Source organism: Herbaspirillum sp. alder98, from assembly GCF_020179755.1.
In the GTDB taxonomy this organism is placed as follows: domain Bacteria; phylum Pseudomonadota; class Gammaproteobacteria; order Burkholderiales; family Burkholderiaceae_D; genus Herbaspirillum.
The window spans coordinates 187,268-208,370 of sequence record NZ_JAIUCY010000003.1 but is presented as its reverse complement, the minus strand read 5'-3'; the positions used below and the strand labels follow the sequence as shown (position 1 = coordinate 208,370).

The 21,103-nt window shown below is 61.7% G+C and carries 17 protein-coding genes; 13 read left to right on the top strand and 4 right to left on the bottom strand.

All coding sequences use genetic code 11. The features are described 5' to 3' along the window. Nucleotides 1-5 precede the first annotated feature (5 nt). The 4 genes from LBW87_RS08870 to pelG are packed head-to-tail and all read left to right on the top strand — an operon-like array spanning nt 6 to nt 5,513. Nucleotides 6-1,478, top strand: coding sequence for a PelD GGDEF domain-containing protein (locus LBW87_RS08870; protein WP_225201084.1), 1,473 nt, complete (start codon nt 6-8; stop codon nt 1,476-1,478). Beyond that, nucleotides 1,468-2,517 carry a hypothetical protein gene (locus LBW87_RS08865; RefSeq protein WP_225201083.1) on the top strand — a complete coding sequence of 350 codons (1,050 nt, stop codon included), beginning with the start codon at nt 1,468-1,470 and terminating at the stop codon, nt 2,515-2,517. The genes LBW87_RS08870 and LBW87_RS08865 overlap by 11 nt, the downstream gene beginning before the upstream one ends. After that, on the top strand, nt 2,514-4,130 hold the full coding sequence (pelF, locus tag LBW87_RS08860; RefSeq protein WP_413927630.1) for a GT4 family glycosyltransferase PelF: 1,617 nt from the start codon (nt 2,514-2,516) through the stop codon (nt 4,128-4,130). Before LBW87_RS08865 ends, pelF begins: the two co-directional genes overlap by 4 nt. A 12-nt stretch (nt 4,131-4,142) precedes the next feature. Further along, nucleotides 4,143-5,513 (top strand): exopolysaccharide Pel transporter PelG, encoded by a 1,371-nt coding sequence (gene pelG / locus LBW87_RS08855; protein ID WP_225201082.1) that lies wholly within the window; start codon nt 4,143-4,145, stop codon nt 5,511-5,513. Here pelG and LBW87_RS08850 read toward each other — a convergent pair. Then, nucleotides 5,500-7,077: a CYTH and CHAD domain-containing protein gene (locus LBW87_RS08850; RefSeq protein WP_225201081.1), complete on the bottom strand. Its 1,578-nt coding sequence runs from the start codon at nt 7,075-7,077 to the stop codon at nt 5,500-5,502. The two genes, pelG and LBW87_RS08850, sit on opposite strands and share 14 nt — an antisense overlap. 13 nt (nt 7,078-7,090) lie before the next feature. Then, a complete protein-coding gene (locus LBW87_RS08845) occupies nt 7,091-8,032 on the bottom strand; it encodes a 5'-nucleotidase (RefSeq protein WP_225201080.1) in 942 nt (313 codons plus the stop codon). A gap of 280 nt (nt 8,033-8,312) precedes the next feature. On the opposite strand from LBW87_RS08845, the gene LBW87_RS08840 reads away from it, so the two are divergent. The 6 genes from LBW87_RS08840 to otnI all read left to right on the top strand — a co-directional run bounded on the left by LBW87_RS08840 (nt 8,313) and on the right by otnI (nt 14,447). Then, complete coding sequence (locus LBW87_RS08840; protein ID WP_225201079.1) at nt 8,313-9,017, top strand: FadR/GntR family transcriptional regulator; 705 nt, start codon at nt 8,313-8,315, stop codon at nt 9,015-9,017. 64 nt (nt 9,018-9,081) lie between these two features. After that, entirely contained in the window at nt 9,082-10,059 is a 978-nt protein-coding gene (ltnD, locus tag LBW87_RS08835; RefSeq protein ID WP_413927634.1) for an L-threonate dehydrogenase, read from the top strand. Nucleotides 10,060-10,087: 28 nt separating this feature from the next. Then, nucleotides 10,088-11,374 (top strand): 3-oxo-tetronate kinase, encoded by a 1,287-nt coding sequence (otnK, locus tag LBW87_RS08830; RefSeq protein ID WP_225201077.1) that lies wholly within the window; start codon nt 10,088-10,090, stop codon nt 11,372-11,374. After that, nucleotides 11,371-12,006, top strand: coding sequence for an aldolase (locus LBW87_RS08825; protein ID WP_225201076.1), 636 nt, complete (start codon nt 11,371-11,373; stop codon nt 12,004-12,006). Before otnK ends, LBW87_RS08825 begins: the two co-directional genes overlap by 4 nt. Before the next feature lie 246 nt (nt 12,007-12,252). Continuing rightward, nucleotides 12,253-13,566: an MFS transporter gene (locus tag LBW87_RS08820; protein ID WP_225201075.1), complete on the top strand. Its 1,314-nt coding sequence runs from the start codon at nt 12,253-12,255 to the stop codon at nt 13,564-13,566. Nucleotides 13,567-13,643: 77 nt separating this feature from the next. Continuing rightward, nucleotides 13,644-14,447, top strand: a complete 804-nt coding sequence (gene otnI, locus LBW87_RS08815; RefSeq protein WP_225201074.1) for a 2-oxo-tetronate isomerase — start codon at nt 13,644-13,646, stop codon at nt 14,445-14,447. A 58-nt stretch (nt 14,448-14,505) separates the two neighbouring features. On the opposite strand, the gene cheD is transcribed toward otnI, so the two are convergent. Beyond that, nucleotides 14,506-15,114, bottom strand: a complete 609-nt coding sequence (cheD, locus tag LBW87_RS08810; RefSeq protein ID WP_225201410.1) for a chemoreceptor glutamine deamidase CheD — start codon at nt 15,112-15,114, stop codon at nt 14,506-14,508. Between the two features lie 461 nt (nt 15,115-15,575). Between cheD and mqo the strand changes: the two genes are divergently transcribed. Further along, nucleotides 15,576-17,225, top strand: a complete 1,650-nt coding sequence (gene mqo / locus LBW87_RS08805; protein WP_225201073.1) for a malate dehydrogenase (quinone) — start codon at nt 15,576-15,578, stop codon at nt 17,223-17,225. A 289-nt stretch (nt 17,226-17,514) separates the two neighbouring features. Here the strand turns inward: mqo and LBW87_RS08800 are convergent, their stop codons facing one another. Next, complete coding sequence (locus LBW87_RS08800; protein ID WP_225201072.1) at nt 17,515-17,694, bottom strand: hypothetical protein; 180 nt, start codon at nt 17,692-17,694, stop codon at nt 17,515-17,517. Between the two features lie 132 nt (nt 17,695-17,826). Between LBW87_RS08800 and LBW87_RS08795 the strand changes: the two genes are divergently transcribed. Then, nucleotides 17,827-19,014 (top strand): porin, encoded by a 1,188-nt coding sequence (locus tag LBW87_RS08795; RefSeq protein WP_225201071.1) that lies wholly within the window; start codon nt 17,827-17,829, stop codon nt 19,012-19,014. A 493-nt stretch (nt 19,015-19,507) separates the two neighbouring features. Beyond that, on the top strand, nt 19,508-21,088 hold the full coding sequence (locus LBW87_RS08790; RefSeq protein ID WP_225201070.1) for a tetratricopeptide repeat protein: 1,581 nt from the start codon (nt 19,508-19,510) through the stop codon (nt 21,086-21,088). Nucleotides 21,089-21,103 lie beyond the last annotated feature (15 nt).

The following is a 21,103-nucleotide window of genomic DNA, read 5'->3' as shown; positions in this document are numbered from 1 at the left end:
ATCCCGTGAGCAAGAGCGAACAACAGCCGGAATCGCCGGCCCCGCGCAAGCTGGCCGCCAATGCACGCCCGCTGGCGCAGCGCATGCGGCGCGGCAGCGATTTCTGGTCGCGCCTATTCGCCCGTTTCGATACCGACACCGCTTCGCCGCGCAAGGCGTTCTGGCGCACCGTCGAGACCGTGGCGCTGGTGCTGGCGTCGCTGGTCCTGTCGCGCTGGATGGCGCCGGACGATCCGTTCGGCGTGCAGGCCCAGTTCCCGTGGATCTGGGTGGTGCCGGCGGTATTGGCGATGCGCTACGGCACCACGCTGGGCGTGCTTGCGGTGGTGACCATGCTGGCGGCATGGCAGATGAACGTGCAGTTGCTCTCCGCCGGCCATGGCGACGGGCCGGTATCGGCCGCCGATGCATTTCCGCAATCGTATTTCCTGGGCGGCCTGGTGCTGACCCTGTTGTGCGGCCAGTTTGCCGAAGTCTGGAACGCCCGCAGTCGCCGCCTGATGGCCATCAATGCCTATCTCGACGAGCGCCTGACCATGCTGACCAAGAATCACTTCCTGCTGCGTCTGTCGCATGAACGGCTGGAGCAGGACCTGCTGGCCAAGCCGCTGACCTTGCGCGACTCGCTGGACCGCATGCGATCCCTGACGCTGACCCAGACCATGCTCGACCCGGCCCGCTTGCCGGCAGCCGATGCCTTCCTGCAGGTGCTGGTGCAGAGCTGCCAGATCGAGATTGCGTCGGTGCATGCCTGCGACGCCGACGGCAAGTTGCTGTTGCAGCCGCTGGCGAGCGTGGGCAAGGCCGAGCCGTTCAATCCCGACGACCCATTGGTGCAATACAGCCTGGCCCAGGGAAAGCTGGCCCACATCCAGACCGAGAGCGTGCACCAGAACCTGCGCAACCAGAGTCGTTACCTGCTCAGCGCGCCGCTGCTCAACTTCGAAGGCAAGTTGTTCGGCCTGCTGCTGGTGGAGCAATTGCCGTTCGTCGCGCTCAATGAAGACACGCTGCAATTGATGTCGGTGTTGATCGACTACTACGCCGACGGCATCGAGATGGGCACCACTTCGCGCGCCATCATCCAGCAATTGCCGACGTGCCCGCCGCAAATGGCGGTCGACCTGGTGCGCCTGCATCACTTGAAGCGCAACACCGATATCGACTCGTCGCTGGTGGCGCTGGTGTTCGGCAATGACGAGACGTCGCGCGACATGTTCGACCAGATTCGCCGCCTGAAGCGTGCCGCCGACGTGATCTGGACCTATACCGCGGGCGAGCGCAATGTATTGATGACCTTGCTGCCGCTGGCCGGCAGCGCCGCCGTGGACGGCTACCTGATGCGCATCGAAGCGGTGTCGCATGCGCAGTTCGGCAACAAGTTCCTGTCCAATTACGCCGAAGTACATACCGCCGCAGTGGGCCAGGACGAACCTGCGCGGCTCTTGCCAAGACTGGTGGAACGCTGTGCCGATTAAAGCCGTCTTCACCGCCATCGTCGGTTGCGTCCTGGAGGCCGGGTCGCTGGCGTTGCTGCTGCAGGATGGCCGCGGCGCCGCCGATATCGGGCTCTACCTGCTGTTGCACCTGGCCTCGAGCGCGCTGTTTGCACTGGCGCTGACGCTGCTCATGCCGCAACGTTACCGGCATCCGCGCAAGTGGGTGCGGGCCTATCTGCTGGTGTTCAATTTCTTCATGCCGCTGGCGGGCCTGCTGTGCACCGTGGTGGCGTTGACGGTCGGGATACTGTGGCCCAAGGACGAGGCAGCGGACCATTTCGATACCACCGATTCGCCCGAGTTCGTCACCATGCGGCGACGCGAGGGCAGCGGCTTTCGCGGCAATCGCGTGCGCGCCCAGCTGAGCAATCTGTCGACCCCGCTGGACGAACGCCTCAACGCGCTGGTGGCGATCCAGAACACGCCCACGCATAGCAGTGGCGACTCACTGCGCAGCCTGTTGGCCGATCCGGCCGACGACATGCGCTTGCTGGCCTACGGCATTCTGGACGCCAAGGAAAAACGCATCACCCAGCGCATCGTCGACATCCGCACCCACCTGGGCAGCGTGACCGACCCCGACACCAGCGCCTTGCTGCACCAGCAGGTAGCCGAGCTCTACCAGGAACTGATCTACCAGAACCTGGTGCAGGGCGACCTGCTCAAGTATTCCTGCGACCAGATGCGCGAGCACGCACGTGCCTCGCTGGCGATCAACAGCGAACAGCCCGGGCTAGAGTTCATGCTGGTCAGGCTGGAACTGATGAGCGGCAATGCCCAGGCTGCGGCGGCTGCATTGCAGAACGCCTATGAGCATGGTTTTTCGCGTACCCGCCTGTTGCCCTACCTGGCCGAGCTGAGCTACATCGAACGCGATTTCGAACAGGTGCGCCGACTCTTCATCGAGATGGCCTTCGATCCCAGCGTATCGTCCACGCCGCAGCTGCACCGCTATTGGCGGCACGGGCGCCGCACCTACGCCACTCACCCCGACATCGCCCCACGAGGCCCTGCATGAATCAAGCATCAACCACGCTGCCGACGGCGGTCGACCCTTATGCGCGTCGCGCCACCGAGTGCGACGTCATGCTGCTGCTCGAAGGCACCTTTCCCTATGTCAGTGGCGGCGTATCGAGCTGGGTCAACCAGATCATCCGGGGTTTCCCGGAGATCCGCTTCGGCCTGTGCTTCATCGGCAGCCGGCCGCAGGACTACGGCTCGCCCAAATACGCATTGCCCGATAACGTGGTGCACCTGGAGACGCATTACATCCATGAACACCTGGCGGCGTCCAAGGTGGTGAAATCACGGGGAGATGCCCGCGCCTTCGAACGGATGCACGAGCTGCACGAGATGTTTCGCCGCTCCGGCGCCAATGCCGCCGACCAGCACCAGGAACTGGTTGCCTTGCTGGCCGAACTGACGCCGATGATGGACGATGGCCGCGCGCTCGACCAGGATGCCTTCCTGTTCAGCAAGCAAGCCTGGGATTACCTGGCCGAGCAGTACCGCACCTTTTGCAGCGACCCGTCGTTCGTCGATTATTTCTGGACCGTGCGCATCATGCACCTCCCGATCTGGACCCTGGCCCGGGTCGCGCGCAACATGATTCCCGCCAGGTGCTATCACACCATCTCGACCGGTTATGCCGGCTTCCTGGGCAGCCTGCTGAAGATGCAGACCGGCCGCCCGCTGCTGCTGTCCGAGCATGGCATCTACACCAAGGAACGCAAGATCGACCTGTTCCAGAGCGAGTGGATCCGCGACAACCGCAATGTATTCGAAAAGGATGCCTCGCAGATCCCGTACTTCCGCGACCTGTGGATCCGCTTCTTCGAAGCGCTGGGACGCCTGTGCTACCAGGCGTCCAATCACATCGTGGCGCTCTACGAGACCAACCGGCTGCGCCAGATCAATGACGGCGCGCCGGCCGAGCGTACTCGCAACATTCCCAATGGCATCGACCTGCCGCGCTTGTCGAAGCTGCGCGCGCAGCGCCCCGAGAAGATCCCGCCGGTGCTGTGCCTGCTGGGCCGCGTGGTGCCGATCAAGGACGTCAAGACCTTCATCCGCGCCATGCGCACCGTGGTCACACACTATCCCGAGGCCGAGGCGTGGATCGCCGGCCCCGAGGATGAAGACCGCGCCTATGCCGAGGAGTGTCATGCCATCGCCGACGGCCTGGGCCTGAGCGACAAGGTCAAGTTCCTGGGCTTCCAGAAGATCGACGACCTCATGCCCAAGATCGGCCTGGTGGTGCTGTCGAGTATCAGCGAAGCGCTGCCGCTGGTGCTGCTCGAAGGCTTTGCCGCCGGCGTGCCGGGCCTGGCGACCGATGTCGGATCGTGCCGGCAATTGATCTTCGGCCTGTCCGACGAAGACCAGGCACTGGGGCCGGCCGGCGACGTGGTCGGCATCGCCGAGCCGCAGGCCCTGGCCAATGCGGCGCTGGGCCTGCTGACCGATCCGGTGCGCTGGCATGCCGCGCAAGCGGCGGGGATTGCGCGGGTAGAGCGCTATTACACGCAGGACATGATGTTCGGCGCCTATCGCCAGTTGTACCAGGACGCATTGGGCCAGCCCGGCGCGACGCCAGAACGGGCCGCATTGCGCTGCCCGGTGAAACACTGAGGACAGAAGAACATGGCAGGTATCGGATTCGAACTGCGCAAGATATTGAAGCGCGACAGCCTGCTGTCGCTGATGCAGGCCTATTCGTATGCGGCGCTGATCAGTTCCGGCCCGTGGATCATGTCGATCGTCGGCATCCTGATCATCGGCGTGATGAGTTATGCCGTGATCGTGCCCAAGCAGGTGATCGTGCAGTTCCAGGTAAGCATCACCTATGTGATCTCGTTGTCGCTGGTGCTGACCGGCATCTTCCAGCTGGCGCTCACGCGCTTCTCGGCCGACCGGCTGTTCGAGAAGCAGCATGATGCCATCCTGCCCAACTTCCACTCGGTGTCGTTTGCCGTCACGGCCGCCGGCGGCGTGCTGGGCCTGTTGTGCGTGGTGCTGCTGTTTCCCGAGCAGAGCCTGTTGTACCGACTGCTGCTGCTGGCGTGTTTCGTGATCATGTGCAATATCTGGATCGCCACCATTTTTCTGTCGGGCATGAAGCAGTACCAGGCGATCTTCTGGATCTATGCGCTGGGCTATGCCATCACGGTGCTGGCGGCGCTGGCGCTGCGCAGCTGGGGCCTGGAAGGATTGATGGCCGGCTTCGCCCTGGGGCAGGCGGTGTTGTTGATGGCGATGATGGCCCTGATCCTGCGTAACTTCGGCTCGGACCGCTTCATCTCTTTCGAATTCTTCCAGCGCGAACGGCTGTATCCGTCGCTGATGGCGATCGGGTTCCTGTACAACCTGGCGATCTGGATCGACAAGGCGATGTTCTGGTTCACGCCCGAAACCAGCCAGGCCATCATCGGCCCGCTGCGGGCCTCGGTGATCTATGACCTGCCGGTGTTCCTGGCGTACTTGGCGATCATCCCCGGCATGGCGATCTTCCTGTTGCGCATGGAAACCGATTTCGTCGAGGACTATGACGCCTTCTACGATGCCGTGCGCGGCGGCGCTTCGCTCGAAACCATCGAGAAACATCGCAACGGCATGGTGCAGACGATCCGGCTGGGATTGTCCGAGATCATCAAGATCCAGGCCATCGCGACGTTGCTGCTGATCGTGACCGGCGAAGCGATCCTGAACTGGCTGGGCATCTCGACGCTATACCTGCCGCTGCTCTACATCGATGTCATCGCGGCCAGCCTGCAGGTGGTGCTGCTGGGCATACTCAACGTGTTCTTCTACCTCGACAAGCGTCGCATCGTGCTGGGCCTGTGTGCGACGTTCGTCGTGCTCAACGTGGCCCTGACCTGGCTGTCGATACAGCTGGGGCCGACCTTTTATGGTTTCGGTTTCGCCCTGGCGGTGCTGGTGGTGGTACTGGCCGGCGCCTTGCTGCTGGCGCGCAAGCTGGAACTGCTGGAATACGAGACCTTCATGTTGCAGTGAGCACCCGGGGCAGCATCAGCCCTTTCCACTTCTTCCACAACTTGCGTCCCTTGGCCTGGCCGTGCGCTGCCTGCGCGGCCAGGTGGCCGCGCGCAAACGCCACGCCGCTTCCCAATGCCGGATGGCTGCGACGCAGCTCCTGCAGCAGGCGTTCGGCCACGGCGATGTCGTTCATCTCGCCCAGTTGATCCTGCAGTCGCGACAGCGCCTTGAGGAAAGGCTTGCTGTCGCGCTGGTCCAGCACCGCATGGAAGAACTCGGTGTCGTAACGCAGCTTCTTGGCCGCGATCCGCGTGCGATGCCGGGACTCGGTGTCGTCTTCCATCTTGCGTCCGCGCTTCTGCAGGCGTTGCGCGTCATGATGCAAACGGTCGTGCACGAAGTCCATCAATGGCTGTTCGAGCGCGGTACGCTGCGACTGGCTCATGGCGTTACGCCATTGCGAGGCCAGCAGCCAACGCGACAGTTGCAACACCAGCGCGGTCATGCGCGGCGACGCTACCGCCTGCGCCGAACTGGCGTGCAGCGCCCGCGCCCGCTTGCGCGCAGCCGCCTGCAGGGCCGCGATGTCGATGGCGTCGCTGCGCTCCAGGGTGGGCAGGCTGGCCAGCGTGGAGTCGGCCAATACATCCCAGTCGCGTGCCGCACCGATGCTCTCCGAGAGCCACTCGATCTCGTCGCTCAGCGCCTCGGGCAGTGCGATCACTTCATCGAACAGGCGCAGCCCCGAGCGCAGTCTGCGCACGCCGACGCGCATCTGGTGCAGGCGTTCGATATCCTGCGGGTCGCCGTCGGCGATATCGTTGGCCAGGACCTGCTCCAGGCAATTGCCGACGATGGCGCCGAAGGCTTGCTCCAATCCCGCTTTCTTCGACAGATGCAGTGGCCTGGCCTTGCTTGAATCCGATGACAGCGCGGGTTCGCCACGCTGCTGGCGCAGTTGCGCGTGATACAGCGCATAGCCTCGCTGAGCCTTGCTCTGCACGCCGATGCGCAGGGGGATGTCGCGCAGCAGCGCCAGTGCGAAGTCGAACAGCGCCAGGGGATCGCCCTGTTTCAGTTCCAGCTCGATCTCGCAGATCGGAACTTGGCGCTGGGCGTGTTCGACCGTGCCCTGGTCGAGCACGAATTCGACCGTGCTGCCGTCGTCCAGGACCAGGTCCCAGATCGTGCGCTGGATGCGGGTGGCGAAGATGGCCGTCAGGCGTCCCGCAATATCCGGGGTCAGTACGCGTGCGGCCAGCGCGGCGTCGTCCGGCATCAACTGGCGCAGCAACGCCAGGTCCGGCTGTTCGCCCGGCACCGGCGACTCCCATTCGTTGCGCTGATGCAGGCCGCCTTGCACGCCACCGCCGGCCTTCAGTGTCTGGATGTACTCCTGGCCGGTGCGCCGCACGCGCAAGCCGGCGTCGTGCTGGCGCAGCTCCAGTTCAGGGGTATCGAAGTAGACCCCGGTCTGGTCCTTGGTAAGGGGCGGCGCTTCTGCGTGACGCGCCAGCAGCGGGTGATGGCGCAACGCCTGGGCATGCGCCGGGGATAGCAACAGCTTGAGTTCGGTTTCCATGGGCAGTCTCTATTCAAGGACGTCCGGCGGCGCCGGTCTTGCGGGCGGGGGCCGCCAGCGCGCCACCTTTATAGGGCACCCGCCCCGACGGCACCACTACCGCCGCCGTCTCGACATGGCCTTCCTGGTCATCGAAGAACATGTGGGCGCCAAACGCCTGCAGCACCTCGGTCTTTTTCAGTCCGCCCAGGAAGAATGCTTCGTCGACCGTGACGTTCCAGGTGCGCAAAGTGTGAATGACGCGCTGGTGCGCCGGGCTGTTGCGGGCGGTGACGATGGCGATGCGCACCGGGCACTCATTGGCCGGAAACTGTTTCTGGATGGCCGACAGCGCCAGCAGCAGCTTGGCGAACGGGCCTTCCTTCATGGCTTTGTTGCGATGACGCTGCTCATGCCGGGCAAATGCCTCCAGGCCCTTTTCGGCAAAGATGCGTTCGGACTCGGGCGAGAACAGCACGGCATCGCCATCGAAGGCGATGCGGATCTGCTTCTCGGGCGCGTTATATTGCAACGGCGCGGTATAGAGCTGGGCGGCGGCCACGCCGGCGTCGATGGCGTCCTGCACGTCGCGCGTATCGCGTGACAGGAACAGGTCGATCTTGAACGCTTGCAGGTAAGGCGCGGTGGCGGCGCCACCGGTGAAGGCCGCGCGGCTGATATCGAGCTTGTGGGCGGCGATGGCGTTGAAGGCGCGCAGCCCCGTATCGGGCGTGTTGCGCGAGATTACCACCACCTCCACCAGCCGCCGGTCGGGAATCAAGTCATTGAGCCGCAGCAGCGCCTTGACCAGCGGGAAGGCGGTGCCCGGTTGCAGCGCGTCGGTTTCGTGCAGGCGCTGGTATTGCGAATAGGCATCCACGCCTTGCTCGTCGTAGATAGTGTTTTCCGTCTCCAGGTCGAACAGGGCGCGCGAGGAAATGGCGATGACGAGTTTGTCTGAAAGGTCGTAAGGCATGGGCGGCTGACGGCAACAGGGAAAACGTGATTGTAGTGGCTAGCCGCCCCGCGCTGGCAAAATGGCGTCTGTCACCGCTTTCCATGCACGGCAAGGCGGATACGGTTTGAAGTAATCTTTCGGAATTGATCCCGGGTTTCACTTCATTTGTATCTAACGTCTTTCATATCTCCCGATAATCCACTGTTTCTGCCGGGTAAATATGAAAAATTCGCATTGCCGGGCTCTAATTTAATTTGTATGATGACCGGATAACCTGATGAAAACGACTCGAGACAGCATGTTTCAGAAGATCCCAGCACAGGCGCTCAGCGAGACCGTTGCCAGGCAATTGCTGGAAAAGATCGATGAAGGTGCTTTTCCCCGTGGCAGCAAGCTGCCCACTGAACTGGTCCTGGCGCAAGAATTCGGTGTCAGCCGCACGGTAGTGCGAGAAGCGATTGCACGCCTGCGGCATGAAGGCGTGGTCGAGCCGCGCCAGGGCAGTGGTGTGTTCGTGACGGGGCAGGCCGGTATCAAGCCGCTGCGCATCGATTATGCCGAAGTGAGTTCGCCCGACGCGGTGCTGCAGATTGTCGAATTGCGGCGCGCCATCGAAGCCGAAGTCGCAGCGCAGGCAGCCAAGCGTCGTACCGATGACGATATCGTCGCCATCGATTCGGCGCTGGCGCGCATCGGTCAGGATGTCGCCGCTGGCGGCGACGGGGTGCAGGCCGATGTGGCCTTTCACCAGGCGCTGGCGCAGGCCACGCGCAACCCGTATTTCATCAAGACGCTCGACTTCCTGGCGCAGTACCTGGAAGCGGCCACGGCGATCACGCGCGGCAACGAAGCGCGCTACGAGGATTTTTCGCGCCAGGTGCGCGAAGAGCATGAAGCCATCGTGGCGGCCATTCGCGCCGGTGACGAAATGGCCGCGCGCAATGCAGCGCAGACGCATATGTTCAATGCGGCGCGCCGCCTCAGCCAGGGGCAGCAGGAATGATTCGCCAGGCATGGCCTGGCATCTGGTTTTGAACACAGCGGCGGCGTGATCATCACGACGCCATATCATCAACCGGCGCGGTAGTTTGCGCGGGAGCGAGCATCAGGACGCATCCCGGCAGCAGCGCCTTCGAAAGGAGACAGCAATGTCCAGAAACGTAGGTGTGATCGGTTTGGGTGCAATGGGCTTTGGCGTGGCCAATTCGCTGTTGCGTGCAGGTTTCAACGTGCACGCCTGTGACGTGCGCCAGGAAGTGCTGGCCAAGTTTGCCGCCGCCGGCGGCGTCGCCTGCGCCAGCCCGGCTGCCATGGGCAGCGCGGTCGACGTGGTGATCACCCTGGTGGTCAATGCCGCCCAGACCGAAACCGTCCTGTTCGGCGAGAACGGCGTGGTGTCGACCTTGAAGCCGGGCAGCGTCGTGATCTCGAGCGCCACCGTGGCGCCGGACTTTGCGGTCGACCTGGGCCATCGCCTGGCCGAAAAGGGATTGCTGCTGCTGGATGCCCCGGTGTCGGGTGGCGCTGCGCGCGCCGCATCGGGCGAAATGACCATGATGACCTCCGGTCCTGCCGAAGTCTATGCCAAGATCGAAGACGTGCTCGCGGGCATGGCCGGCAAGGTCTATCGCCTGGGCGACGTGCATGGCGTCGGTTCCAAGGTCAAGATCATCAACCAGTTGCTGGCCGGCGTGCACATCGCCGCTTCGGCTGAAGCGATGGCGCTGGGCCTGCGCGAAGGCGTCAATGCCGATGCGCTGTACGACGTCATCACCCACAGTGCCGGCAATTCGTGGATGTTCGAAAACCGCGTGCCGCACATCCTCAACGGCGACTACACCCCGCTGTCGGCCGTGGACATCTTCGTCAAGGATCTGGGTCTGGTGCTCGATACCGCGCGCCGCAGCAAGTTCCCGCTGCCGCTGTCGGCGGCTGCCCACCAGATGTTCATGATGGCGTCCACCGCCGGCCATGGCGGCGAGGACGATTCCGCCGTGATCAAGATCTTCCCGGGCATCGACCTGCCGCCGGCCAAGGCCAAGTAAGTCGCATCCCATCAGAACGGAGTACACCATGTCCCAATCACGTCCCCTGCTGGGTTGTATCGCCGATGATTTCACCGGCGCCACCGACCTGGCCAACATGCTGGTGCGCGGCGGTATGCGCACCGTCCAGACCATTGGCGTGCCGGCCGAGATCCCTGCTGTGGCAGCCGACGCGCTGGTGATTGCCCTGAAGTCGCGCACCATTCCAGCCGCCGAGGCCATCGAGCAATCGCTGGCCGCCCTGCGCTGGCTGCAGCAGCAGGGTTGCACCCAGTTCTTCTTCAAGTATTGCTCGACCTTCGATTCGACCGACGCCGGTAATATCGGCCAGGTCACCGATGCGCTGTTGAAGGAACTGGGCCAGGACTTCACCATCGCTTGCCCGGCTTTTCCCGAGAATGGCCGCACCATCTATCGCGGTTACCTGTTCGTGGCCGATGGCCTGCTCAATGAATCGGGCATGGAAAATCATCCGCTGACGCCGATGACCGACGCCAACCTGGTGCGCGTGCTGCAACGCCAGACGCCGTCCAAGGTCGGCCTGGTGCGCTACGATGCCATCGCGCGTGGCGCTGCCGCGACCCAGGAAAGCTTCGCCGCATTGCGCGCCGCCGGGGTCAGGATGGCCATCGCCGACGCTGTGTCGGACAAGGATCTGTTCACGCTGGGCGAAGCCTGCGCCGAACTGAAGCTGATCACCGGCGGCTCCGGCGTGGCACTGGGCCTGCCGGAGAACTTCCGTCGCGCCGGCTTGCTGCATGCCGTCGGCGAAGCCGCACAATTGCCCAAGGTCGGCGGCCTGTCGGTGGTGCTGGCCGGTAGCGCCTCCAAGGCGACCAACGCCCAGGTGGCCGAATGGAACAGCCGTCATCCCTCGTTCCGTATCGATCCGCTGGCGCTGGCCCGCGGTGAAGACGTGGTGCAGCAGGCATTGGCTTTCGCCGACGAGCGCATCGCCAGCGAGCCGGTGCTGATCTACGCTACCGCGACCCCCGACGAAGTCAAGGCGGTCCAGAAAGAACTGGGCGTGGCCAAGGCCGGACACCTGGTCGAACAGGCGCTGGCAGCGATTGCCGCCGGTCTGCGCCAGCGGGGCGTGCGTCGTTTCGTGGTTGCCGGTGGCGAGACCTCGGGCGCGGTGGTGCAGGCGCTGGATGTGCGCGCGCTGCGTATCGGCCCGCAGATCGATCCGGGCGTGCCGGCTACCGCCACGCTGGATGACGAGCCGGTCGCACTGGCCCTGAAGTCGGGCAACTTCGGCAGCGTCGATTTCTTCGAGAAGGCACTGCGTTACCTGGACGGACAGGCAGCATGAGCGCCGAAGCCAAGCTGCGCGAAGAGATTTGCCGCATTGGCGGATCGCTGTTCAATCGCGGTTATACGGTCGGTTCGGCCGGCAACATCAGCGCCCGTCTCGATGACGGCTGGCTGATCACGCCCACCGATGCCTGCCTCGGTTTCCTCGATCCGGCCGCGATCTCCAAGGTCGATGCCGGCGGCAACTGGATCAGTGGCGACAAGCCGTCCAAGACGCTGGTGCTGCATCGCGCGGTGTACGACAACAATCCTGAAATGCATGCGGTGGTGCACACCCATTCGTCTTACCTGGTCAACCTGAGCATCAGGGGCGTCTGGAAAGAAGACGACGTGCTGCCGCCCATCACGCCGTACTACGTGATGAAGGTCGGCCACATCCCGCTGATCCGTTATGCGCGCCCGGGTGCGCCCGAGGTGGCCGAGCAGGTCAGTCGCCTGGCCGGCAAGGTGCGTGGCGTGCTGCTGGAACGACTCGGTCCGGTGGTGTGGGAAAGCTCGGTATCGAAGGCAGCCTTCGCGCTCGAAGAGCTCGAGGAAACCGCCAAGTTGTGGCATCTCTCAGGCGGCACAACCGCCCTCGAAGAGAGTGCCTTGCAAGAACTGCGGGATACGTTCAAGGCGCGCTGGTAAGTAGGCGCCACGGGTCTCGCAGCACCAGAGCCGGCACAAGACCGGACGATCAATCTTGAAAGCCGTTCATCGTTTTTCCGCCGTCGACACCGGGATGTCATCCCGCGTGCGCGCCAGCATCGTTGGCAGTCTGCAACCCGATGACGCCTCATGTTGAATCCATAAATTGCCTGTATGCAGATGCCGGCACCAAGTAACCAGCGGCCGCCACAAATGGCCCAAACCTTCTTAGGGAGAAGTCGTAGCATGACCACCGTAACCAATAACGGCGCCGTTTCCGGCGTCAACGACCAGGCCAAGGACGGCCTGTACCGCAAGGTCTTCTGGCGCATCATGCCATTCCTGATGCTGTGTTACGTGATTGCCTATCTGGATCGCGTCAACGTCGGCTTCGCCAAGCTGCAGATGTCGGTCGACCTGGGCTTTTCGGAAACCGTGTTCGGCCTGGGCGCCGGCCTGTTCTTCATCGGCTACTTCCTGTTCGAGGTGCCTTCCAACATCCTGATGCACAAGGTCGGCGCGCGCGTGTGGATCGCCCGCATCATGATCACCTGGGGCATCCTGTCGGCTTGCTTCATGTTCATCGAGACACCGACCCAGTTCTATGTGCTGCGTTTCCTGCTGGGCCTGGCCGAAGCCGGTTTCTATCCCGGCATCATCCTGTACCTGACCTACTGGTTCCCGTCGCATCGCCGCGCCAAGGTGATCGCCGTGTTCATGTCCGGTATTCCGGTAGCCGGCATCCTGGGCAACCCGCTGTCGGGCTGGATCATGGACGCCTTCCACGGTGACAGCGGCATGCACGGCTGGCAATGGATGTTCGTCATCGAAGCCATTCCGGCAGTGCTGATCGGCCTGGTCACGCTGTTCTATCTGGACAACGACGTCAAGAGCGCCAAGTGGCTCAATGACGACGAAAAGAAGGTCCTGCAGAACGACATCGACGGTGACCAGAAGGGCAAGGAAAGCGCCCACAGCTTCGGCGCCATCGTCAAGGACGCGCGCGTCTGGCTGATGTGCCTGATCTATTTCTCGTTCGTCATGGGCCAATACGGCCTGACGCTGTGGATGCCGACCCTGGTCAAGGCTACCGGCGTGCAAGGTAACCTGCAGATCGGTTTGCTGTCGGCGATTCCGTTCGGTTGCGCCATCGTCGCCATGAACCTGATCGGCCGCAGCGCGGACAAGAAGCGCGAGCGTCGCTGGCACCTGGTGGTGCCGGCCCTGATGGGTTGCGTGGGCTTCATCGGCGCGGCCGTGTTTGCCGACAACACCGTGATCTCGATCGCTTCGCTGTCGCTGGCCGCCGCCGGCGTGCTCACCTGCGCACCGCTGTTCTGGTCGCTGCCGACGTCTTTCCTGTCGGGTGCTGCGGCAGCCGTCGGTATTGCCGCCATCAACTCGGTCGGCAACCTGGCCGGTTTTGTCAGCCCGTACCTGATCGGTTACTTCAAGGACCTGACCAAGAGCAACGCGATCGGCATGTACATGCTGGCAGTGATGCTGGTCGTCGGCGCCATCGCCACCTTGATGACCAAGCCGGAAGTGGTCAACAAGTAAGTCTGCAACACCAAAAAAGCCCGCACGCGAAATGCCTGCGGGCTTTAAACTTTTAGATTCAATCCAAGGAGAGCACGATGCTGCGTTTCGCCGCCAACCTGAGCATGATGTATGTCGAACATGATTTTCTGGACCGTTTCGCCGCTGCCGCGAAAGACGGTTTTCCGGGCGTCGAATTCCTGTTTCCATACGACTACAAGCCCGAAGAAATCAAGTCGCGCCTGGACGCCAATGGCCTGACCCAGGCCTTGTTCAATGCGCCTCCGGGTGACTGGGCCGCCGGTGAGCGCGGTATCGCTTCGCTGCCTGGCCGCGAAGACGAATTCAAGCGCAGCATCGACACTGCGCTGCAATATGCGGCCGTGATCGGCAACAAGTCGCTGCATGTGATGGCTGGCCTGATCAAGCCCGAGCAGGATCGCGCCCGCCATCGCGCGGTGTACCTGGACAACCTGTCGTACGCGGCGCACCAGGCCGACGCCGCCGGCATCACGGTGGTGATCGAGCCGATCAACACCCGCAATATCCCGGGCTTCTTCCTGAATCGCCAGGACGATGCGCAGGCCATCTGTGCCGAGATCGGCGCCGAGAACCTGAAGGTGCAATTCGACTGCTACCACTGCCAGATCGTCGAAGGCGATGTCGCCGTCAAGCTCAAGCGCGACATGGCCGGCATCGGTCACATCCAGATCGCCGGCGTGCCCGAGCGCAACGAGCCGGACGTGGGCGAACTGAACTATCCCTACCTGCTCAAGCTGATCGACTCGCTCGGCTACCAGGGCTGGATCGGTTGCGAATACAATCCGGCCGGCGCCACCTCGGCCGGGCTGGGCTGGTTGAAGGCGATTGCCGCACAGGGGCTGACGCAGCTCAAGGCGTGATCGTTCAAACGTAAAAAAGGGGCATCTCGCGATGCCCCTTTTTTCGTTTTCGGCCGGTTCAGAACAGGTCGACCTGTCCACCCACCGGCTTGGCCGCCAGGCGCGACGCATAGTCGCGTTCGCTGTTGGCCAGGGCGGCATCGGTGTTCTTCAGTTTCTTCACCAGCACCTTGCCGGTACGCGGGAAGAAATGCACCTTGCGCGGCCAGATGTCGTTGAGGTCTTCGGCCACCACCCGGATGCCTTCGGCCGACAGGAAGCTCTTGACGAAGGCGGCATTGCGTTCACCCACGTTGAGGGCATTCATGCAGCGCAGTACCGCGCCGCCACCGAACACCTTGCATTCGAGGTTTTCGCGCCGGGCGCCGGCCTTCAGCACGTCGTTGATCAGCACTTCCATGGCATAGGTGCCGTAGCGCATCGAGGCCGAGATCGGGCTGTCGGCTTCGCCGCCGCCGTCGGGCAGCATGAAGTGATTCATGCCGCCGATGCCGGTGACGCGGTCACGCAGGCAAGCCGAAACGCAGGACCCCAGCACCGTGACGATCATCATGTCATCGTGGGTGTAGTAATACTCTCCCGGCAGGATCTTTGCCGTGTCGCAATTGAAGGCGCGGTCGTGATAGACATACGAGGCGAAATTTTCCTGCCGTTTTGCGGTTTGCATCATGGTGTCCTCTCGCCGGGCGCCGGCGGGTGCTGGGTGCTGTCTGGGAAGGTTGGAGCGATTGTGGCCGAGCTGCACCCGATGAGGTATCGGGCATTTCCCTACACCTGGGCGGCAGCGGCCACGCAGGCCGCGCACACCGGCGGCCGTTGTGAATGAGGGATAACCGCAATCGTCAGCAATGCCGGCCAATGCTAAGCTCGCGGGCTCGACCGGGTTCCTGTTTTTGTTGTGTCATTGATAAGCCGAAAGGCTGTCGCGGCGCGACGAGAGCTGCGGCACTGGTCGATTCCGGCAAGCACAACCCGTCAGGCATCGTCTCAGCAATTGTGCGTCGTGGCTTTCACGCCCGACTGCCAGCCTTTTCGTCTCGTCAACAGCGGTCGGCCCCGGGGGGCGCGCTGGATCAGCTCCAGGGCGATGAGACAGGGGCGTTTCTTTCATCAAACATGGATCTCGGAATGTTTAAAAAATCCTTTGTGGCATTGCTTGGCCTGGTGGTCTCGCTGGTCCTCACACCTGCGCACGGCGCAGTCGTCAAGAAAGTCGACGTCCTGCTGATCGGCGGCGGCATCATGAGCACGACCCTGGCGGTCTGGCTCAATGAACTCGAACCCAACTGGTCGATGGAAATCGTCGAGCGCCTCGATGGCGTGGCCGAAGAGAGCTCCAACGGCTGGAACAACGCCGGCACCGGCCACTCGGCACTGGCCGAACTGAACTACACGCCTGAGAACAAGGAAGGCAAGATCGAGATCGCCAAGGCCATCGAGATCAACGAAGCTTTCCAGATCTCGCGTCAGTTTTGGGCGTGGCAGGTCAAGAACGGCGTGTTGAAGAATCCGCGTTCGTTCATCAACTCGACGCCGCACATGAGCTTCATCTGGGGTGACGACAATGTGACCTACCTGAAAAAGCGCTACCAGGCGCTGAAGGCCAGCCCGTTGTTTGCCGGCATGCAATATTCGGAAGACCACGAGCAGATCAAGAAGTGGGTGCCACTGATGATGGAAGGGCGCGATCCCCAGCAAAAGCTGGCCGCAACCTGGACACCGCTGGGCACCGACGTCAACTTCGGCGAGATCACCCGCCAATTCGCCGCTTACCTGCAGAGCCGTTCGAACATCGCCCTCAAGCTCTCCAGCGAAGTGCGTGACATCACCCGCAACGCCGACGGCAGCTGGCGCATCGGCTACAAGAACCTCAAGGATGGCAGCACCACCCAGACCGATGCCAAGTTCGTCTTCATCGGCGCCGGCGGCGGTGCATTGAAGCTGTTGCAGAAATCGGGCATCCCCGAAGCCAACGAATACGCCGGCTTCCCGGTCGGTGGCTCGTTCCTGGTCACCGACAATCCGGCCGTGGCCGAACGTCACCTGGCCAAGGCCTACGGCAAGGCATCGGTAGGCGCGCCGCCGATGTCGGTTCCTCACCTCGATACCCGCGTGCTGGATGGCAAGCGCGTAATCCTGTTCGGACCCTTTGCCACTTTCTCGACCAAGTTCCTGAAGCAGGGTTCGCACTGGGACCTGTTCTCGACCGCCACCACGCATAACACCTGGCCGATGGTGAAGGTGGGCGTCGCCGAATACCCGCTGGTGGAATACCTGGCCGGCCAGTTGATGTTGTCCGACGACGAGCGTTTTGCGGCCTTGAAGGAATATTTCCCGAATGCCAAGAAGGAAGACTGGCGCTTGTGGCAAGCCGGCCAACGGGTGCAGATCATCAAGCGCGACGAACAGAAGGGTGGCGTGCTAAAGCTGGGTACCGAGATCGTGGTATCCAAGGACAGCAGCATCGCCGGCTTGCTGGGCGCATCGCCCGGCGCCTCGACGGCTGCACCGATCATGCTGACGGTGCTTGAGAAGGCTTTCAAGGACAAGGTCGCCACGCCTGAATGGCAGAGCAAGATCCGCCAGATCGTGCCCAGCTATGGCACCAAGCTCAACGATCATCCTGACCAGGTTGCCAAGGAATGGGCCTACACCGGCGAAATGCTGCAACTGGCATTGCCGCCACCGGTCATCGATCCCAAGGCTGCGCCGGCCAACAACGCCGCTGGCAGCATGAGCAAGCCAAAGGCGAACGCTGCGGCCGACATGGCGCTGTAAATCTTGCGTCAGGCAGTACAGGCAGTACAGGCAGTAAAGGCAGTAAAGAGAAGGGCAGCGCAAGCTGCCCTTTTTCACGTCTGTGCCGCCGGTCACCGTGTTTTGTCATCCGGGGCGAGATCTCGCAGCGCAACCGCGCCAGAACATCAAGCATGGGCGTCAACGTCTTCGATCGAATGCGCGCATCGCGACTGCGCGAAAGGCTAAAAGTTCCGAGATGCGAACGCATCGCGGATTTTCATTTTCAATGGTGGCTTGCGTGCGCCGTTGGCTCGCCTGATCGCTTTGGTCAACTACGCTTGCCGTGGCGTTGCAAGCGCAGGATATTTTTATTTATTCGTGTCTTGGCCGGTGATGCGAGCAGCGGTGTGGATGCGTCGTCCATGTCATTTTTGCGATCGACTAATTCAAACTCACCCATCAAGGAAATCCGGCATTTATCACGATAAAAAAATACAACAGATGCCATTTCTATTTTTTGATCTCGTCTAAAAAATTACTTCTATAAACCAAGCTGAAGCCAGACGGAATCAGAAGCTTTAATGTCTGACCATCCGACAAAAAGTGCGGATCCTCAAGACTATTTATAGAAGGATTTCAAATGAAAAAATCTTTGCTGGCACTCGCCGTTCTGGGCGCATTCGCAGGCGCTGCTCAAGCACAAAGCAGCGTAAGCATCTACGGTATCATCGACACCGGCGTTGTCTACCAAAGCAAGGTTGCTACCACCAATGGTGGCACCGGCAGCAAGTTCGGCCTGAATTCGGGCGTCATCCAGGGTTCGCGCATCGGCTTCAAGGGCGTTGAAAACCTGGGCGGTGGCCTGAGCGCAGTGTTCAACCTGGAAACCGGCTTCAACAACGACACCGGCGCCCTGCAAGGTTCCGACGCCGTGAGCGGTTCCAACCTGTTCCGTCGCAAGTCGGTGGTCGGTCTGGCCGGTGGCTTCGGTACCGTGCTGGTCGGTCGTCAAACAGACTTCGCCGACACCATCTCCGCCTACACTGGCGTGGCTGACTTCGGCGGCTGGATCAGCAACTCCGGTTCGGGCCTGAACCGTCTGCAAGGCACACGTACCAACAACTCGATCAGCTACACCACCAACAACATCGGTGGCTTCACCGGTAACCTGCTGTACGGTTTTGGCGAACAAGCTGGTCAGACTTCGGCTGGTCAAGCATTCGGCGCCGGCCTGAAGTACGAAAACGGCCCGCTGGGTCTGGGCGCGACTTACTACCAGTCGAAGGCTAACGGCACATCGCCAGCCGACACCAGCCTGATCCCTGCAACGGCAACCACCGTCACCACCAACACCCTGGCCGCAAACCAAGGCAGCAGCGCCTACAAGGGCTGGAACCTGGTGGCTTCGTATCAGTTCGGCCCAGCACGCGTGTACGGTAACTGGTCGCGCGTCAAGCAAGACCTGAACACCCAGGCCAACCTGACTGCAGCTGGCGTCGGTTCGCTGACCAGCCTGAACAACCGTCTGCTGGCGCGTTCGAACAAGGCCGACATGTATGAAATCGGTACTGCATACTCGCTGACTCCATCTCTGAAGCTGCTGGCTGCTGTTGATCACACCCGCGCCCAGTTCGACGGCGTGAGCGGCAAGGGCAAGCAGACTTCGTACAACCTGGGTAGCGACTACTGGCTGTCCAAGCGTACCGACCTGTATGCATTCGTGTCGTACATCCGCGCTAGCGACATCGTCAACACCGGCGTGTCGGACAGCACCGGTACCGATGGCAATCAAGCAGCCGTGGCTGTTGGTATCCGTCACAAGTTCTAATGCAGATGTCGTAGCGATTACGACATAGGTTTTAGCTTGTAGGAAAGGGGCACTGCATGATCTTCATGCAGTGCCCTTTTTCGTTTTCTCCCTGCTTGAGAAGTTAACTAAATCATTTCTTTTGACGCAATAGTTCATTGCCCGAATCGCGCCTAATTGAATGCGTTGACTCAACTAGAATCAAGCCTTGATCTATAGCTAGAAAGGCTCCCGTCAGCGCGCCTTTACATGTATCAGGGAAGTGGTAATAGTACATTTCGCCCCCAGTTAATCTCCGCCGTCACTGTTAGATTATTGAGCATCAAGCTCACGTCATTCCATATGGCGATGAGCATGACGCAGAGCGGGCACACGCCTGCATACATCGTCCTTTGAGACATCTTGAAATTTAGAAACCGACGCAATCATCTGCGCCGGAGGGGCTCCCTTTTGCCTCCATTTTTGCAAATTCGTTTTTGACGTCATACCGTCAGGCAGGAACAAGGTAATCACTATGGCGACACGACAAGACCTGGCCGTTATCAAGGCCGCACGCGCTGGAGAATCCACCGCGCAACTGGCATTGGGAAGCAGATATCTCTATGGCGGGACCGGACTGCCGCGAAGCAATGGCACCGCATTCTATTGGCTGCAACGCGCGGCCCAGCAGGGCGTAGACGATGCATGGATGATGATCGGTCGCAATATCTCCTACGATCAGGTGAAGGGCTTGTCGTCGCCGCGTGAGGCCGCCGTGTGGTACCAGAAGGCATTCGATGCCGGCGTTCCCGGCGCCGGGTTGACCTATGCGCGTCTGGTGCTGGACAACACCGAGCAATTCGACGGCAACAGCCACGCCAAGGCAATCGGCGCGTTGACCATGCTGGCCAGTAACGATGACCACCACGCGCAATGGCTGCTGGCGCAGCAGATGCAAAAGCATGGCCATGACGATGAAGCCGATAGCAGCGATACCGGCGTCGGCGGAAACCTCAAGCTGATATTGACGCAAGGCGCGCTTAGTCTTGAAGAGCGTCTGATTACCGAGGCCGCACATGCCGGTATCGAGCAAGCGCAGTTTGCCTTGATGGACAAGGCCTGGAAGAAGTCGGATTACGAAACGTTCGTGCATGATGCAGCCCCGCTGATTGCCAGGCTGCTCGAGCGCAATGCGGTTGCCGTGGCGCAGATCGAGCGGGACATCGACGTCACCGCTGCGATCCTGCTCTCGGCAGAAGAAGCGACGCTGCTGCTGCGCCACGCGCAATGGCAGTTGCAGGGCAGTGCGCCTGATCCCGAGATGATCGGACGTTTCCTGGAATTGGCGGCGCGCGTGGGTAACATCGAAGCGCGACTGGAGCTGGGCCTGCTGCACGCCAAGATCAACCGGGCTGGCGAGCGGGTGTTCATGGAACACGGCCTGGCCAATTTCAAGAAAGCACTGAGCTGGCTGACCCTGGCCGGTGAAGGGGGATCGGCGCTGGCATGGCACGCGCTGGCCAGGATTTATTCGCGCTCGATCTATTCGCAGCGCAACCTGAGTGTCGCCCAGCAGTACCTTGAAAAAGCTGCCGACATGGGATTGGTGGAAGCGCAATTCGAGTTCGCCCAGATCTCATGGCGCAATCGCCGCGACGACCGGCTCAACGATGTCAGGGCCTTGTACTGGTGGCAGAAGGCTGCGGAGCAGGGACACCAGGAGGCCAGGGCCGCGCTGGAACCGTTCTCGGTGCAGTCCGGCGGCAACAGCTGGGCGCTGGATGCGATGGCGCAGATGAGTGACAAGCTGAGAAACGCCAACCCGTTTCTCAGTGCCCGGGTCGAGCTGGCGGCCACCTTTGGCCTGACCAAGCCCGAAGCCTTGCTGATCGACGTCAAGAACGCCGACTACGGGCACTGTATGGTGATCGATATCTGCGACTACTACGCAAGAAGCAAGCGTCGCCTGGTGTCGATCGACACCGACGCGCAACGTTCGACCCTGAATCGCATCGGCCGTCTGTTCAGCGATGTCGACTGCAGCTTCAGCGGCCTGGAAGGAAATTACCGGCAGCGGCAGTATCGGTTGAAGACGTCGTTTCCGGAGGTGGCTTAGTTCGGGCAAACGCAT

What these genes read in the sequence shown, in the direction of transcription:
- LBW87_RS08850 (WP_225201081.1), bottom strand. Translation starts at nt 7,077, where the DNA reads ATGGAAACCGAACTCAAGCTGTTGCTATCCCCGGCGCATGCCCAGGCG.
- LBW87_RS08790 (WP_225201070.1), top strand. Translation starts at nt 19,508, where the DNA reads ATGGCGACACGACAAGACCTGGCCGTTATCAAGGCCGCACGCGCTGGA.
- cheD (WP_225201410.1), bottom strand. Translation starts at nt 15,114, where the DNA reads ATGCAAACCGCAAAACGGCAGGAAAATTTCGCCTCGTATGTCTATCAC.
- otnI (WP_225201074.1), top strand. Translation starts at nt 13,644, where the DNA reads ATGCTGCGTTTCGCCGCCAACCTGAGCATGATGTATGTCGAACATGAT.
- LBW87_RS08820 (WP_225201075.1), top strand. Translation starts at nt 12,253, where the DNA reads ATGACCACCGTAACCAATAACGGCGCCGTTTCCGGCGTCAACGACCAG.
- LBW87_RS08800 (WP_225201072.1), bottom strand. Translation starts at nt 17,694, where the DNA reads ATGGCATCTGTTGTATTTTTTTATCGTGATAAATGCCGGATTTCCTTG.
- LBW87_RS08825 (WP_225201076.1), top strand. Translation starts at nt 11,371, where the DNA reads ATGAGCGCCGAAGCCAAGCTGCGCGAAGAGATTTGCCGCATTGGCGGA.
- pelG (WP_225201082.1), top strand. Translation starts at nt 4,143, where the DNA reads ATGGCAGGTATCGGATTCGAACTGCGCAAGATATTGAAGCGCGACAGC.
- mqo (WP_225201073.1), top strand. Translation starts at nt 15,576, where the DNA reads ATGTTTAAAAAATCCTTTGTGGCATTGCTTGGCCTGGTGGTCTCGCTG.
- LBW87_RS08845 (WP_225201080.1), bottom strand. Translation starts at nt 8,032, where the DNA reads ATGCCTTACGACCTTTCAGACAAACTCGTCATCGCCATTTCCTCGCGC.
- LBW87_RS08840 (WP_225201079.1), top strand. Translation starts at nt 8,313, where the DNA reads ATGTTTCAGAAGATCCCAGCACAGGCGCTCAGCGAGACCGTTGCCAGG.
- otnK (WP_225201077.1), top strand. Translation starts at nt 10,088, where the DNA reads ATGTCCCAATCACGTCCCCTGCTGGGTTGTATCGCCGATGATTTCACC.
- pelF (WP_413927630.1), top strand. Translation starts at nt 2,514, where the DNA reads ATGAATCAAGCATCAACCACGCTGCCGACGGCGGTCGACCCTTATGCG.
- LBW87_RS08795 (WP_225201071.1), top strand. Translation starts at nt 17,827, where the DNA reads ATGAAAAAATCTTTGCTGGCACTCGCCGTTCTGGGCGCATTCGCAGGC.